The organism is Bradyrhizobium sp. 172 (assembly GCF_023101065.1).
Taxonomy (GTDB): domain Bacteria; phylum Pseudomonadota; class Alphaproteobacteria; order Rhizobiales; family Xanthobacteraceae; genus Bradyrhizobium; species Bradyrhizobium canariense_D.
The window spans coordinates 6,167,473-6,181,127 of sequence record NZ_CP064701.1 but is presented as its reverse complement, the minus strand read 5'-3'; the positions used below and the strand labels follow the sequence as shown (position 1 = coordinate 6,181,127).

Annotated in this window: 17 protein-coding genes and 2 pseudogenes; 13 read left to right on the top strand and 6 right to left on the bottom strand. The window is 58.5% G+C overall.

The genetic code is table 11. From position 1 onward, the window contains the following. Positions 1-259: 259 nt before the first annotated feature. The gene (locus IVB07_RS29655; RefSeq protein ID WP_247363679.1) at positions 260-427 is read right to left on the bottom strand and encodes a hypothetical protein; all 168 of its coding nucleotides are present in this window, start codon (positions 425-427) and stop codon (positions 260-262) included. A 138-nt stretch (positions 428-565) separates the two neighbouring features. On the opposite strand from IVB07_RS29655, the gene IVB07_RS29650 reads away from it, so the two are divergent. The 3 genes from IVB07_RS29650 (at position 566) to IVB07_RS29640 (ending at position 2,241) form a co-directional block, all read left to right on the top strand. Further along, positions 566-1,225, top strand: a complete 660-nt coding sequence (locus IVB07_RS29650) for a hypothetical protein (RefSeq protein ID WP_247363677.1) — start codon at positions 566-568, stop codon at positions 1,223-1,225. Beyond that, positions 1,218-1,793, top strand: coding sequence for a hypothetical protein (locus IVB07_RS29645; RefSeq protein ID WP_247363675.1), 576 nt, complete (start codon positions 1,218-1,220; stop codon positions 1,791-1,793). Before IVB07_RS29650 ends, IVB07_RS29645 begins: the two co-directional genes overlap by 8 nt. Before the next feature lie 100 nt (positions 1,794-1,893). Further along, on the top strand, positions 1,894-2,241 hold the full coding sequence (locus IVB07_RS29640) for a hypothetical protein (RefSeq protein ID WP_247766792.1): 348 nt from the start codon (positions 1,894-1,896) through the stop codon (positions 2,239-2,241). An 800-nt stretch (positions 2,242-3,041) separates the two neighbouring features. Here IVB07_RS29640 and IVB07_RS29635 read toward each other — a convergent pair. Then, a complete protein-coding gene (locus tag IVB07_RS29635; RefSeq protein ID WP_007595450.1) occupies positions 3,042-3,257 on the bottom strand; it encodes a hypothetical protein in 216 nt (71 codons plus the stop codon). A gap of 225 nt (positions 3,258-3,482) precedes the next feature. Between IVB07_RS29635 and IVB07_RS29630 the strand changes: the two genes are divergently transcribed. Together IVB07_RS29630 and IVB07_RS29625 are read left to right on the top strand one after the other, a co-directional pair. Next, on the top strand, positions 3,483-4,073 hold the full coding sequence (locus IVB07_RS29630; RefSeq protein WP_247766791.1) for a hypothetical protein: 591 nt from the start codon (positions 3,483-3,485) through the stop codon (positions 4,071-4,073). A gap of 1,166 nt (positions 4,074-5,239) precedes the next feature. Further along, positions 5,240-5,488, top strand: a pseudogene (locus IVB07_RS29625) (response regulator); the annotation flags it as partial. A 516-nt stretch (positions 5,489-6,004) separates the two neighbouring features. Here the strand turns inward: IVB07_RS29625 and IVB07_RS40780 are convergent. Then, complete coding sequence (locus tag IVB07_RS40780; RefSeq protein WP_346658304.1) at positions 6,005-6,187, bottom strand: hypothetical protein; 183 nt, start codon at positions 6,185-6,187, stop codon at positions 6,005-6,007. Positions 6,188-6,969: 782 nt separating this feature from the next. On the opposite strand from IVB07_RS40780, the gene IVB07_RS29620 reads away from it, so the two are divergent. Next, complete coding sequence (locus IVB07_RS29620) at positions 6,970-7,209, top strand: hypothetical protein (RefSeq protein ID WP_247363666.1); 240 nt, start codon at positions 6,970-6,972, stop codon at positions 7,207-7,209. A gap of 156 nt (positions 7,210-7,365) precedes the next feature. Here the strand turns inward: IVB07_RS29620 and IVB07_RS29615 are convergent, their stop codons facing one another. Further along, positions 7,366-7,539, bottom strand: coding sequence for a hypothetical protein (locus IVB07_RS29615; protein WP_162847251.1), 174 nt, complete (start codon positions 7,537-7,539; stop codon positions 7,366-7,368). 284 nt (positions 7,540-7,823) lie between these two features. On the opposite strand from IVB07_RS29615, the gene IVB07_RS29610 reads away from it, so the two are divergent. From IVB07_RS29610 to IVB07_RS29590, 6 genes are all read left to right on the top strand, one after another. Next, entirely contained in the window at positions 7,824-8,072 is a 249-nt protein-coding gene (locus IVB07_RS29610) for a hypothetical protein (protein ID WP_247363665.1), read from the top strand. Continuing rightward, entirely contained in the window at positions 8,069-8,314 is a 246-nt protein-coding gene (locus tag IVB07_RS29605; RefSeq protein WP_247363664.1) for a PilZ domain-containing protein, read from the top strand. The genes IVB07_RS29610 and IVB07_RS29605 overlap by 4 nt, the downstream gene beginning before the upstream one ends. Positions 8,315-8,782: 468 nt before the next feature. Then, on the top strand, positions 8,783-9,073 hold the full coding sequence (locus IVB07_RS29600) for a CsbD family protein (RefSeq protein ID WP_247363663.1): 291 nt from the start codon (positions 8,783-8,785) through the stop codon (positions 9,071-9,073). A gap of 317 nt (positions 9,074-9,390) precedes the next feature. Beyond that, a complete protein-coding gene (locus tag IVB07_RS40475; RefSeq protein ID WP_007595432.1) occupies positions 9,391-9,525 on the top strand; it encodes a hypothetical protein in 135 nt (44 codons plus the stop codon). A 26-nt stretch (positions 9,526-9,551) separates the two neighbouring features. Next, entirely contained in the window at positions 9,552-9,719 is a 168-nt protein-coding gene (locus IVB07_RS29595; protein ID WP_247363662.1) for a hypothetical protein, read from the top strand. 54 nt (positions 9,720-9,773) lie between these two features. Further along, positions 9,774-9,986 (top strand): hypothetical protein, encoded by a 213-nt coding sequence (locus IVB07_RS29590; protein ID WP_247363661.1) that lies wholly within the window; start codon positions 9,774-9,776, stop codon positions 9,984-9,986. Positions 9,987-10,537: 551 nt separating this feature from the next. On the opposite strand, the pseudogene IVB07_RS29585 reads toward IVB07_RS29590, so the two are convergent. Beyond that, a pseudogene (locus tag IVB07_RS29585) lies at positions 10,538-10,633 on the bottom strand (SOS response-associated peptidase); the annotation flags it as partial. 23 nt (positions 10,634-10,656) lie between these two features. Then, a complete protein-coding gene (locus IVB07_RS29580) occupies positions 10,657-10,866 on the bottom strand; it encodes a hypothetical protein (RefSeq protein WP_247363660.1) in 210 nt (69 codons plus the stop codon). Positions 10,867-12,050: 1,184 nt separating this feature from the next. On the opposite strand from IVB07_RS29580, the gene IVB07_RS29575 reads away from it, so the two are divergent. Continuing rightward, entirely contained in the window at positions 12,051-12,962 is a 912-nt protein-coding gene (locus IVB07_RS29575; RefSeq protein ID WP_247363659.1) for a hypothetical protein, read from the top strand. Positions 12,963-13,655 lie beyond the last annotated feature (693 nt).

Below are 13,655 nucleotides of genomic sequence, written 5' to 3'. Positions count from 1 at the left end.
CGCCGTCTCGGACTTGCAGGGGCTGCCGTGTGGATGCTCCCTGCCGCATATAGGTGTTGAAAAGTAGAACGCAGCCGCGGACCCTGTCGGCGCTCGTTAGGTCTGCTTTAACTTCTGGCGTGTCACCTTTTCGGTGAAGCCAAGACCGCTTGATTTGGATTGGCTCATTTTTTCCCACGGGAGTTTCCGGGAAACAACTCGTCCGACGTTCGGTCGGACGAGTTCTCTCTCTACGAGAGGCAAGGAAATGACCGCGCGATCAAAGCTCAATTGCTCCCATATTGTTCGGCACGGCCGCGCACGGCGGGTTTCGCAACGGCCCTTCGACGGCCGCCGCGCGGCGGCCTTGATTGTGCACCCTCACACCGATGATGGAATCCAGGCGAGGTGGGTCGACGACGTTGATCGATCCGCCGTCGGACATCATTCGCGGCCATCGTTGGCGAACCGTTTGATCCAGCCGTGGACCGGCGCGGCGTTGCGCATCTGTCGCAGCCCGTCTCCGCGCCTGGTGAGACGCCAGTTGTGTCAGTTCAGCGATGTTGATCAGTGGGGAGAAAGGTAAATGGATTTCTTGTTTCTGGACGGCGAAGATCCGCTTGAGTTTGCGCTTCTGCTGATGCGGTTGACCAACGAGCACATGCCCTGCGGGGCGGACGAAGAAGACTGCGTGCTAACGATAACCAAGTGGGTCTGGCGCAAGCACAGCTACCAGCGACTGCTCAAAACCCGCATGAACTCCGCGCGGCTCGACCCCAGGCATGCGGCGTATGACGAATCTCAGGGGCTGCAGGTATTCCTGGAGATGCTGAACCGCGCGCATGAAGCGCATGAGGTGGAGATAGCGCTCGCGTCCCTGCGCAGCCATGTGACGGGTCACCTCAGCGAACATTGCCCGAGATATAAGTTCAGGACGACCAAAGCATGGATCAAGGCTCTACGCCGGGAAGTCGAGAAGAAGTTTCTGCCGGCACTGGCGCCGCCTTGCGAGGAGGTCCGGATGATGATGGCCGCTGAGTTTCTCACCGAGGACGTGCTGGCGCGCGAGCTGGAATACGAACGTCAATGCGATGCGATGCTCGATCGGGCGCTTGATCGATTGACACGACTGAAGGCCGCCAAGCGGGGCCTCTCCTTGCAGGAGCGCAAGAGCTTCCATGAAAAGGAGCCTTCGCGACTATGCAATCAATTGTTGGCTGCCCTGTTGGAGGGCAAAGATGTCTAGACCCGCGCGCGGTGCAGATTCGATCAACGGAGGAGCGCTTCCGGGCGCCTGGGGCGATGAAGCCGAGGGGAATGATCGTCAGGTCAAGGCCGCCCTCAAGCCGCGCGACCGGATCGAGGAAATGTACGCCGAGGATTTGGCGCACAGCGATCGGCAGACTACAATCTTGCGGCGCGCCACCTCTCACGTCATCGCGGCGCGCCAGCGTCAGGCGCTCTACAATTTCCTTGCAGAACATCACCCTGTGAACGACGCCGACCGTGTGGCTCTCGTGGAGCGCTGGTCACGTGGCGATCTGAAAGCAAGGGCCGAAGTGGCAGCCGTCCTCAAGGAGGCCGGCTTAAACGAATTCTGCCTGGAGGCAGAGGCGGTACTCGATTCATTGTCGACATTGCTCGTGCTCGAGCAGTTACAATCGTCAAAGGTCGCGCGGCGCGACAGGGCACTCGCGGGGCTTGCGTTCTACCGCCGCATGCAGACGCAAGGGCAACGGCCGGCGCAGCCGGACCGGGACGCTGTTGCATCCGACGTGTTGCGTTTGCGGGAGCCGCCCAGCAATGACCACTGACCGGCAACGCGCCGCCAATCGCGCCAACGCGAAACGAAGCACCGGCCCAGCATCCGCGGCTGGAAAGTCGCGGGCGAGCCGAAATGCCCGTCGCCATGGTTTGGCCGCGCAAGCGCAGTTCGGCTCTGATCGGCTCGAGCGCGTCGATCAACTCGCCCGCGCGATCATCGCCTCAATGCCCGGCCAGATCGACCTGATGCAAGCGCGATCGATCGCGCAGGCCGAACTCGATGTCACCGCGGCGCGCGCGGTGGCTGGCGCGCTTCTGACGGAATTGTACGGAACTGTGCCTGACTGCGATCTGGCCCTAGTGCCGTGGCGACCATTGCGACCGGGCGCGGGCCTCCGTACGTTCCACGACCTCAAGATGGTCGAGCGGTATCTTCGTCGCTCGCAGGCAAGGCGGGATAAGTTGGTCCGACTTTGCCTCTCTGGCGCAGGCACATAGCCGCGCTCGGTTCAAGGCTGCTGCGGCGCGCCAAGGAGGCGGAAAGCTGTGGGGACCGCCTAGCCGGCTTGCACAAGCAGCCGACCACACCCGTGAGCTGCTCAAGCACCGCTTTGAGCCCAAGGCGAGCCCGAGCGGAGATGGCGCACTGGGACTGGAATGTTCGCGCGCGGCTCCGCCCGCGAGATGAAGGGAGACTCGGAATGTGCAGAACGAACCCAATTTTGTTGAAGCGATTCAACTTAGCTCCGCAAGTTGACGCGCTCAGACCCCAACGCTTTGAGCGGCCGCCGGTCGCCTCGGGTGTGCCAACAATCGCGCCGGTGTTAGCGTCGATCGACGTGTCGAGCTTGGTCTCCGAACGGAATTTATTAAGACGATCGATCAACCCGTGCATTTTCCAAATTCACTTATCGCAGCGGCTGCTGCTTCCTTTTGTTGGTGGTGAAGGCCTGTGCCTGACGTGTATGCCACCAAGGCTAAGTTGTATGCTTGCCAAAGCGTGTGCCGGTCGATATCCGGGAAACACTTCAACACGAGTGGTTCAACGTCAGCGGCTTGATATGCATCCAGGCATTGAAGAATGACGCAGCTGACGTCGGCGATGCTATGGTGTTGCATTTTCATTGCTCCGGGTTATGGACATCAGCTGGTTCTGGGCTGCGGTCTCTGGGTCTGTTGCCAAGGACGACAGGTGCAGCCACAAGCTGAAGCGACCGCCGGCGGACATTGATTGATGGCCCGATCACCTGTGTGGAGCCTCGTTCGCCTTGGAGTGTGCGGCAAGCGCGACGCCCTTGTCAGAGCCGGTCGCGACCCGACGATGATGCGCGGACATTGAGCTCTGATGAACCGCCCGGTCCATTAGTTTGGTGGAGTTGTTGGAGTCGCCTGTCGAGTTCTTGTTTTTTGGCAACGATCCTCGCGGCGAGAATCTGATCGACGTCGGTGTAGAGAGCCCACAACTCATCGAGGGACATCTGCTCAAATTGCGGTTGGTAATCACGAATGTCCACAGTCCGGCCCCCGGCTGGGGCGGGTAGCAGCTAAGTCAGTCTTGAAAGCCCGGACTGTTACGCTGATCAGATAATCGCGTTGCTGGCCGGGCCGACCGCGCTGCCCTCATAAACCGCCTTCCCAGCTCTAGTTTCGCGTGTCGCACCGACGATTCTGCGCTCGGCCTTAGCTACTCGGTCTCTAAGGGTCTCAAGCTCGGATACTTGAGACGCGAGTGCCTCATAATGTTGGTGCAGAGCGAATTGCCAACCATCCAGTCGCGCACGAGCGTCCATTGCACGCCCCTCTATGGTACTGCCACAAAAGACGTGGCCCGCAATTGGGACCACCGCGAGACTAGTCAAATTGACCCATCAGGTCTGTTCGCTTTCGCACATTCGCTGTATGCTTTCCCTCGGTGGATCGCCACGCGTCGATTGCTGCGAGCGGCAAGCAAGATATTGCTGCTGACCTGCCGCTCGGGCCTCACGGTTTTCGAATTCGCAAAATCGACGGATTCCAGGCGACTGCCGCCCGCAGGCAAGGCCGAGCCTTGGACCTCGCGATCGCACAAAATACCGCCAGCGCCGTCTACGGCCCCGGCATTTCGGGTTGTGCTTGGGCCGCCGCGACTGCGCGCGTTGACGAGCGATGCGGGAAGCCTCAGCCCTCAGCCGCTCTATTTCGAGCCGGAGCAGCGCTTACGATTAGACAAATGCGCGATTTTGGTCTTCTTCAACGAAAATCAAATTAAATGGCAAGTGACGTCCGGCGATTCAGGAGCGCATCGCGTCGATAGCGTGTGCGATCAAAATGCCCACGCTCAAAATAACTAGAAAAATGAGCAACCAGGTACTCACGTCCACCTCCTGTCTTGGAAGTGAACCTTCCTGTTTATGCACAGTCAAAGGCATCACGTAGGGAACCGCGATTTCAGCGGCCGCTGAGGATTTATTGCCACACGGCGGGCTATCGTCGGAACGCCAGGAAAAGGAGTGTGCCGACGATGGCGGTCGCGAGAAGTGGAAACCAAATGTCCGGCACTTCAGGGACTCCGACTCACTGCGTCGGATTAAATGCGAGCTGCGCTCTTATTTCTTCTGGTTTTCACTATTCTCCACAGCTCAAACAGAAGTGGCCGCAACTACGAATATTTGCGGTATTATGTTCGTGGTTTGGCGTCGTCCGTATTCGGAGCTTCGATCTCGCGTGTTCGTGTGGCTAGCCGGCCTCACGTGCAGATCCATTTCTGGTCAGCAGTTCCAAGTTTAACGTGTCTCGGTAGCATCAAGCTTACCGAGTGACATTCGTTGCCAACTTGCCGAGACGGAATATCGTCGCGTCGATCGGGCATTTTTGTTCCCGAACCCCCAGTTAGGGGGGGTGCCTGAAAACGGGTTCGATTTCCATGATTCGATATTCGTCGTATGGAAGTTCGAACTATCGTGCACCAGTTCTCCTATCGCGACCCGCTGGAAGCCGAGTACCGTCAGCTCATCGAGTTACGAGAGCGGGTCAGACAGGCCGAAGCCGCGGCCTCAAAGCGGTTTACGATCGCGACAAGGAAGGGAATTCGCCGCAACGAAGATGCATCCGCTGGCAGGCATCTGCTCGATGCGCGCGGCGGAGTTCGTGGCGTGCAGCGCCAGGGTTGTAACCACCAAAGTCAGGTCGTCGAGAGTGGTCGAGATGCCCTGGTGGCGGGCTTGGGGGAGAAGCGTGCAGTCGCTGGCACTACGACCGCTTTGAATGGCCCGCGAACCGCGAGGGCCAGCTCCGTCGGATTTCCGGGCGATGCGCCGCCGTCCGTCTTTCCCGAAGAGCCTCGACGGATTGGAGCCCTGTGCGCTGTCGCCGAAAGTCCGCCCTCCGGTTTTCATCGTGTGGCCTTGCTTTGGTCAAACCGGCGTTGGGGAGTGTGGACTTGCCCGATTTAATGCTCGGCCTCGGCCCGGGTGACATCGGGTGCGATGGGCCGATGCATTCGCCGATTAAACCGATAGCTCTGACTCTCTTTAAGAGCGGAATGAAAGAGTATCGGGCGCTTGTTGCGGACGTGAACCTTATGGGCTCGCTCAGCGGCTGGGACTTGGCCAGACAGGTTCGAGAACGAGAGCCGACGTTTCCCGTGATCTACATGCCCGGCGCTGCGGCCGACGATTGGGCGTCCCAGGGCGTCCCGAACAGCATCCTGTTGCAGAAGCCATTTGCCCCGGCCCAACTTGTCACGGCGATCTCGCAGCTCCTCAATCAGGTCCCCCCCTACGCGAGAATGAGGCCGCCTCAACTCCGGTTCACTTCCGCTTTTGCGTCACCATCGCAAGGGGATGTTGTGGAGATGCGCGCGACCTCGCACAGCCGGTTCTGTCCATGCCCCAGCGCGCGAGCGATGTCGTCGGGTCGATTTCCTGCGGCGGCCATAGCGATCAGCCGCTGATGATCTTCCGGCGTCCACCTTCTCACCAGCGGCCCCCCAGCCTGTTGCACGCCTACGCCTGCCTATACAGTTCGCCGATTCGCGCCCAACAAGCGAGGTGGGCTGCCGGTCGGCGATCGGCCAGAATGAAAGTGCTGCTGCTGGTCGCGGAGCGAGGCGCGCCGGTGATGTTCGCCCGGATCGGGCTCGTGCGCCTGTGGAAAGCGCCCTGGAGCGCAGGGGGGCTAAAGGAGCGCCCCAGGGCCGCCCACTCCATGCCGACGGCGGCGTAAGGCCGGCATGATCGTCTACGGCGTTGCCCAAGGCACCGCCTATCGAAATGCCACTGCCTTAGTCGTCATGATCGTGGTGGTGGTGGTGCTCATGCGAGCTGCCCCCGCCAGACCGCGCAATGGCGTTAGACGTCAGCGATGTTGATAGCAGTAGCGTCATCGCTGGAGGCGTCACGACGGCAAACCTACCGCAGGTCTTTAAGAACTCGCGGCGATCCTCGTCTTCTGTGGCGCTTGGCATGCTTGTCTCCGGTTGGTGGCCTGCGGATATTAAGCCGAGCGAAATTTAAATCAATTAAACAAATTAAGTTCCCTTTACTATTTACAAGGCCGCGAGCCGGCCTCAGGCCAGGTGGGTATGTCCGCTACCGGACAGACCGGTCGTTGGTTGTATGTTACTGCCCGACGTCAAGAACTCGCGATTGAATACGGGCCCTTGCTAAATCATCCGCTATTTCCACACCGAACGAGCAATTTTGTTGAAGAGCGTCGCAAGGACCCTCACCGGATTAGCTAATCAATTGGACCGGCTTGCCTCTCTGACGAGAGACGAAGCGCGTCACGCACGAGCCGCCGATGATCGCCTGGGGCCGACCCGGAAGACGGCCAACGTCTTTAGGATGTCCGCGTCGGCGACGATGCAGCCGAAAGCCACGCCTTCGAGCGCGCCAAGAAGATCGTCAGGAGCGATGGTGCACATTGGGAGACGCAAGACCTCAGACAAGAACTCGCAAGACAGCTCGGCAAAGCAGCAGATGGGGAGTGTCCACGTTGCGCTCAACATTGAACAGCCCGGGCAGTGCATCCGAAATTCAACACCTCCTATCGTTCGCCCTGCTCAGTTCCAGAATTAACTTGCAACACGAACATCAAGCTTAATTCCAGACCGTGATTGCGGCCGCGCGCTAGAGGACTAGGTTTGCGCACACGGACATTGTCCTTGTCCGCTCCACCCCAGCGAAGTCGCCGCACCATTATATTCGGTGCAGCGACTTCGACGCTGGACAGTCGCGCGAGCTTCACTTGAGAGAGCAGCCGGACCACGAAACGCTTGATCTCATCGAGATGCGTCGCCGACTTACGGCGCTCCGGTCGAAACATTCGGACAATCTTTTAATTACTTCGCTGTTGAACCGTTTTTTCGTGAAAGTCGCATTTCTGCTGAAGCCAACAGACCTGGCGCACGAGCAATATCTCAAATCCGAATTCGAACGAACGTTGATAAAGGTCAAAGAGATTGCTGCACGGACGAAATCTGACTGAAGGCCCCACCAACGCGTGGCTCTGGACCCGGTTGGCCGGGTATCCGCCACTGTTCTATCGGATCAGCCAGTAGCGGTTGTCGGCTTTCGGCACCGGTGTCTGAACAATAATCTCCGCATTCGTCTTCGTCCTCCCTTAAAAAATCGGGTGCTGCTGCTATTCCCGGGGCTTGTCGGTAATCTCTCGCACAGCCAAGCTCAGCTCCAGCTCTCTGAGCTGCTCAATCAGAAGTTCTACGATCTGGTCGTAGTCAGACGCCTTCAGCGAATGCACGCCTCGCAAGGCCAGTTGGTTCTGGAGGATCATCGCCATCATGGCTTTAACGCTCATGGGCCCTCTCGTCGGGAAACAAAGATCGTCATAAAAACAATCAGAAGTAGACGTCAAAGCTTGCGGATGCGCAACGTCCGTAAGAGTACGGACAACGTAAGGCAGCAAATCCCTTTGGCGCCGCACAAACGGGAGAAAGTGTCGCGTGTCCGCCTTCAGACTAATCCGCTGGCAAAGGAGGCGCCGGGCTGCTGGGACTCCACCGGATCAAGTGTAACGTTTTCGCAGGTAAGGCCAGATAGAGTGCAGCTTTAGTCGCCGACAGGCCAGCCGTGAGATTGCCAATGACTTCGGATTGCAATGATGAACTCACAGCTATTGGCCGAGCAATCGCAACCAAGCAGCTTTATATCGAAAGTCAAACCATCTCGATCCAGGTGCGCGAGCGTGACGGACACGACATGCTTGAGCAAAGAAAAGCTCTTGCTAAGGAACGATCAGACCTAGCAACACAGATCGCGCGACAATTTAAGCTGCTAGAGACAAGGTGCACATCGGGCGAAGATGATCTCGTTGCGGCTACAATGAAATGATAGAACGTCGAAAGCTGGAGCGCATCGATGTGGACGAGGTCGCCTACATTTCAGGCGACGGCGCCAGCTTACGCTGCCGCGTGGTCAACATGTCGGAAGAAGGGGCAGCAGTTGAGCTTCCGTCGAAGCGGCACGTGGACTCCACATTCAAACTAATGCTCGAGAAAGATCGCATCATCCGAAGTTGCCGCCTAGTCTGGTTGAGTGGAAATCTTATCGGGGGCTCGTTCGAGGATCTTTAGGCGGAGAAGAGTCAGTTAGCTCTGCCTACAATGGAATTCGCGGTTTTTTCGCTGGCATGGATGGGCGATGTCAAACAATAGACCGGAAATCCGTTCGTGGTCCCCCGAGGAAGAAGCGCAACTTCTTGCGCTATTCGACAGTGGCATGACTGCAAGCGAGATCGGCCAGCGGCTAGGCCGCACTCGCCTCGCGGTCTACAGTCCATTGCAACGCTTCCATAAGCAGCAGGGTCGAGTAAGCCGCACTAGCGGACGTGTGTTCGCACAGCCGGCCGGTTAGTCATCCAAATGCCGCATGGATGTGATGCCTGTAGAGGCAACCGTCAACCAATTGTCGAGCCCTCTGCGGGAGGCGAATAGATTACCGCTTCTCCGGTTCTGTAACTCACCCGAGATTTCGGGGTTCCACGAGTTCTGGTGCAAACACAGGTCAGCACCAGGTCGAATTTAGATTTGGAGCGCACAGGGGTGCCTGATGCGAAATTCCAAGGTGAACAGGGCTACTCGAACGCTGAACTTGCTCGCGCGTTGTGCGTCATCGAAAGATTAAAGATTGAAGGAGCGTGTTATGGATCGCGAGCACGTGAAGGCGTCGCCGATAAGGCCAAGGGCACGATTAAAGAAGGTGCTGGCAAGCTGAGTGGCGACAAGGACCTCCAAAGACAGGGTAGGGCCGACAAGGCCAAGGGCGCCGTGCACAACGCCGCCGGTGACGTTAAGGATGCCGCGCGGGATGCAGCAGACGCCATGAAGAAGTGACTTCCCTTATGTGGGGACTAACACTCGCCGCTTCTTCTGGGCGGCGGTTTTGTTTGCGGTATCGAGGAACCGCGCGCCTCCGTGCAGCGGCTTTATCTTCCTTTCTTACCTCTCGCATCACGACCTTGAGCACATGAGCAACTGCTCTTGCAGCGCCTTCGCCTCGTCCCATGGCGCGCGCACCTAAGGCCGGTTAAGGGATTGGTTACCGGTCACTGTCACCATTTACATATAGTCGCATTATGCGGCAGCGCATTCTGAGAACAGTCTACTACTTCGACACGCCCGGTTGGCGGTCTCTTTCAGGAGACGCCCCAATGCTTAAGGGCTTCACGGTCTTCGTTGTTGCGCTGATCAGTACAGCGCAAGTGGATCAATACCTGACTCACGGTCGGTACACCGATGCGGCCATGGCTATGCTGCGGCAGATCGGTCGCGCGTTTGGATTTTAAATAGTTCTTTGCGACGGAGACCCGTCATGGACGGCATCTCATGGACCGATCTCGAAAGGGATGAACAACGCGCAATTGCGATATTGGGAGCCGGTCTTTCCATTGAACTGTGCAGCCCCCTTGCTCTCCTGGCGTTAGTCGGCTTGGGTCTGATACGGCTGCTGCACACAATTTGCGAAGAGATGCCGTTTTGAAGCGTGTCGCTGGGTAAGCGGTTCGGCGCCGGTCGATCACGACAGGGGGTGGGGATGCCAAGCGCAATCGAGCTGATTGTGGACGGTTACGTTCGCTTGAACAATCGGAGGGCTCTGGATGATCTCCGCATGCAGCGCCGGAAACTGGCGGTGGACCTAAAGGCACGTACAGGTTTTGATTTCCGGACAACCGTCCAGCAGATCGAGGAGGATATCGCCGTGATCGAGGCTGGGCTGGCGCGGTTGGATGGCGCGGCGGCGAGCTAAGCTGCCAAAGCAGTTCGCGGTTCAAGCCGCCCGATTAGCTTCTTTCTCAGTCCCGCGCATAACGATCTTGAGCACATCATCCGGCAACGGGCCATTGCAGCGCCTTCGCCTACTCCCATGTCGCGGCATCCACCCGCCTGCTACAGGTCAACATCGTCTCGACGCATTTTACTGGCGCTTAGTAAGGCAATAGTTCGGACGCTTTTGTCCCGGCCAGGCTGTGGAAATTCTTGCAATGACCTATGGCTGTACGGGTGACCTGGCGCTCAGTCGAAGGTGTGTAAGACCACAGCATAGTGGTTGCAACAATGAGGAAGGCAACGGCCGCGATTGCAGATGATATCAGACGCTTCATGGGAAACCTCCGGTTTCCGATTGAAGGTTCGTCCGACAGTTCGATTAAAGGTTCAATGGAAAAAGCCAAAATCTCGGCCCGCTCATGGAGTTCCATTTGAGACGTAAGGGCGGCCCGCCCGTGCTAGGCGGCATGCCCACCCGCATTCGACTATCTCGCACCCTGCACCCTCCGAAAAGCCCGACCGAATGGTTCGGAAACACCCCGGCATCGGTGCGAAGTTGCCGACATAGCGGTTGACGACGCGGAACAGCGCGATAATGGCGGCTTGGTTGCTGGTGATCAAACACAAACGAGAACACCCGCTCGCCACCCCTACTCGCCGTCGATCATTCGCTCCTTGGTGATCCGCAGGCTGCGGACGTAATAGCCTTGTGCCTGAACGGCCGACTTGATTTCGTCGCTGACCTTGAGAACTCGTTTCCTGCTCCTCCGCCACTTATGTGCAGAGTAAAGCACGGGCACGGGAGAGCCTGAACTTAGAACGAGCAAGAAGCGCCTGTCATTGCGATAGACATCATACATTTCGCCCCCGCGATTATGTTGAAGTAAGCATGTCTGGTCTGGACGAGCTTAGTATCGCGAATGGCTGCGCGGGTTGTAAATCTGCAACGTCCGGGATTTCTTCAGCAACGTTCCAGATTGGGAACGAACTTGGTGCAGCTCGGCCGTGGGTATGGATCAAGCTCTTGCGAGCGGTCGGGTAAAGAGGTTATCGAATTCCGCCACAACTGCGTGAGCAAATGCGCGGATGCTCGAAATCCCCCGCTGCGATCACTGCGAAGAAGAGTTCGCGCCAGAAGAGCTGATAGTTCTCGCGCCACCGGCCGGGGACGGCGAGTTGATCTGCGGTCGGTGCATCGAAGTCAAGCTCCGTCGGGCCGTCGCGAAGCTACCGCGCGGTGATAACTGATGCTCCAGCGCATCAGGATCATCTCGATCCCGCAGCTTCCGTGTAGGCGGTTCACGAGCGCGAGCGCAATCCAGCCTCCTCGGTAGCATCAAGCTTAACGAGTGACATTCGTTGCCAACTTGCCGAGAGGGAATATCGTCGCGTCGATCGGACATTTTTTTTCCCGAACCACCAGTTAGCGGGGGTTGCCTGAAAACGGGATCGATTTCCATGATTCGATATTCGTCGTATGGATTCGAACTATCGTGCACCAGCCGCGCAGTTCTCCTATCGCGCCCGCTGGAAGCCGAGTACCGTCAGCTCATCGAGTTACGAGAGCGGGTCAGACAGGCCGAAGCCGCGGCCTCAAAGCGGTTTACGATCGCGACAAGGAAAAGAATTCGCCGCAACGAAGATGAATCCGCTGGCAGGCATCTGCTCGATGCGCGCGGCGGAGTTCGTGGCGTGCAGCGCCAGGGTTGTAACCACCAAAGTCAGGTCGTCGAGAGTGGTCGAGATGCCTTGGTGGCGGGCTTGGGGGAGAAGCGTGCAGTCGGTGGGACTACGCCCGCTTTGAATGGGCCCGCGAACCGCGAGGGCCAGCTCCGTCGGATTGCCCGGCGACGCGCCGCCGTCCGTCTTTCCCGAAGATCCTCGACGGATTAGAGTCCTGTGCGCGGAGCTGTCGCCGAAAATCCGCCCTCCGGTTTTCATCTTGTGGCCTTGCTTTGGTCAAACCGGCGTTGGGGAGTGTGGACCTGCCCGATTTAATGCTCGGCTTCGGTCCGGGTGACATTGGGTGCAATGGGGAACGCCGATGCTTTCGCCGATTAAACCGATATATCCCGGCTCACAAATTCATAGTCCCGCGCTCTCACCAGAAGACGTCGAGCTTGTTGCGCGCGCGGATGAACGGCTCGTCCACGCCTATGATCAGATCGCACATGCAGATGAACAGCTGGCGCGTGTCAACGAACAGCTTTCCAAGTTAGATCAGGATGGCACGGGCCATCCTTCTCAGCCGAAGAATTCCGCGAAATGGTTTCGACCACCTGACCGCGGGGCGAGCTCATTGCGCGGAAGGCCGGCACTGCGCGGCCTGATCGGTCTGCTGTTGGCAAGCGGCATCTGTTTAGCTGCTCTTGCAGCGCAGTCATCCGACGGCGATGCGGTCAGAGCAATGATGTATCGGTGGTCCGCGCATGCCGTTTCACCTTCGTCGTTGCCGCAAGAAAGAGCCGAGATCTCCTCGGCTCTGCCTACCACTCAGACGAGTGCGACCTATGTGGCACTTCAGCAACCGGGGCCGTTGACTACACCGCACGATGCGATCCAGGCAGCCGCCAGCCCCAGTTCGCCGGAGCTGGCGCCGACGCTCCAGGGATTGTCGGGCGACCTTACCAACCCGCAGCAAGCGATCGAGCAGCTCAAGGCCAGCCAAGATCAAATCGTCCGCGACCTTGGCCAGCTCTCCAACCAGCTTACGGCGGTCCAGGCACAAATGGTGCGAGACAGAGCGGATGCCGCCGAGCAGCTCAGAATGGTCCAAGAACGATTGGCCGGCATCACCACTAACGCTTCCGAGCAGATCCTACGCCCCAAGACGCCGGTGCCGTTGCCCAGGCCAATTGCCGCCACGATCCGCAAACCTGTGCCAACCGTTCCGCGGCCGCAAGACAGGGGGCGGCCACACGCGCCGCTGCAGACCGACCAGGCCGTGCAGGACTAGGGATTAGCTGTTTTCAACGCGTCCGATCGCTGCGAGACCTCGGTGCGGAGCGCCGAGGGCTGTTGCTTGCTCCGCAGCTGCCGCCATCGCGCGGCTTGCAGCCCATAGTTCACTCGCAACCGGGTGGGAGATAATCGTCCCAATGTGGGGGATGGCGAAGCCTTTTGGCGCTCTCCTTCCCTGTTAGATTGGGGCGGGAGCGCGACTGGCGTTCCCATCACCGGAGCTCTCCGCGGACGCTCAGATGGCACGCTCCTTGCCAATCAGTCGGACCAGTGATTTTCGTTGCGAGGAGACGTCTAGCAATGGGACCAAAAATTCGAATCTTCAGACGCCCAAAGCCCAATCTGGCACATGTTACCCGCAATCTGATGCAACTACTCGACGCGCTCGAGGATCTTGAGGAGCTGAGAGAGAAGGTCCGGCTAGCAGAAGCAACCCGAGTGTTACATTAAAGCGGCCACCTCCGTCAGAGCTGCTGACTAATCTGCAATGGCACCTTGAATCGGCAATAGTAGCCGGCGCGGTTTTGCGTTTTGCGTGCGACCAATCGAGGGCGCGCGTGCGGTCCAGCACCATGCGGCAGAACCCGCCATGGCGCAGAGGAACCGCGCCGGGGGATCATGGTTAACGGTCTGGCAAGGAGATCGTCCAATGCCCCATGCCACCCCTTTGGTGCTCGCCGCCATCGTC

Excerpts from the sequence above, each read along its gene's own strand:
- IVB07_RS29630 (WP_247766791.1), top strand. The coding sequence starts at position 3,483 with ATGTTGGTGCAGAGCGAATTGCCAACCATCCAGTCGCGCACGAGCGTC.
- IVB07_RS29605 (WP_247363664.1), top strand. The coding sequence starts at position 8,069 with ATGATAGAACGTCGAAAGCTGGAGCGCATCGATGTGGACGAGGTCGCC.
- IVB07_RS29595 (WP_247363662.1), top strand. The coding sequence starts at position 9,552 with ATGGACGGCATCTCATGGACCGATCTCGAAAGGGATGAACAACGCGCA.
- IVB07_RS29575 (WP_247363659.1), top strand. The coding sequence starts at position 12,051 with ATGCTTTCGCCGATTAAACCGATATATCCCGGCTCACAAATTCATAGT.
- IVB07_RS40780 (WP_346658304.1), bottom strand. The coding sequence starts at position 6,187 with ATGCCAAGCGCCACAGAAGACGAGGATCGCCGCGAGTTCTTAAAGACC.
- IVB07_RS29580 (WP_247363660.1), bottom strand. The coding sequence starts at position 10,866 with ATGTATGATGTCTATCGCAATGACAGGCGCTTCTTGCTCGTTCTAAGT.
- IVB07_RS40475 (WP_007595432.1), top strand. The coding sequence starts at position 9,391 with ATGCTTAAGGGCTTCACGGTCTTCGTTGTTGCGCTGATCAGTACAGCG.
- IVB07_RS29590 (WP_247363661.1), top strand. The coding sequence starts at position 9,774 with ATGCCAAGCGCAATCGAGCTGATTGTGGACGGTTACGTTCGCTTGAAC.
- IVB07_RS29650 (WP_247363677.1), top strand. The coding sequence starts at position 566 with ATGGATTTCTTGTTTCTGGACGGCGAAGATCCGCTTGAGTTTGCGCTT.
- IVB07_RS29615 (WP_162847251.1), bottom strand. The coding sequence starts at position 7,539 with ATGAGCGTTAAAGCCATGATGGCGATGATCCTCCAGAACCAACTGGCC.
- IVB07_RS29610 (WP_247363665.1), top strand. The coding sequence starts at position 7,824 with ATGACTTCGGATTGCAATGATGAACTCACAGCTATTGGCCGAGCAATC.
- IVB07_RS29655 (WP_247363679.1), bottom strand. The coding sequence starts at position 427 with ATGATGTCCGACGGCGGATCGATCAACGTCGTCGACCCACCTCGCCTG.
- IVB07_RS29645 (WP_247363675.1), top strand. The coding sequence starts at position 1,218 with ATGTCTAGACCCGCGCGCGGTGCAGATTCGATCAACGGAGGAGCGCTT.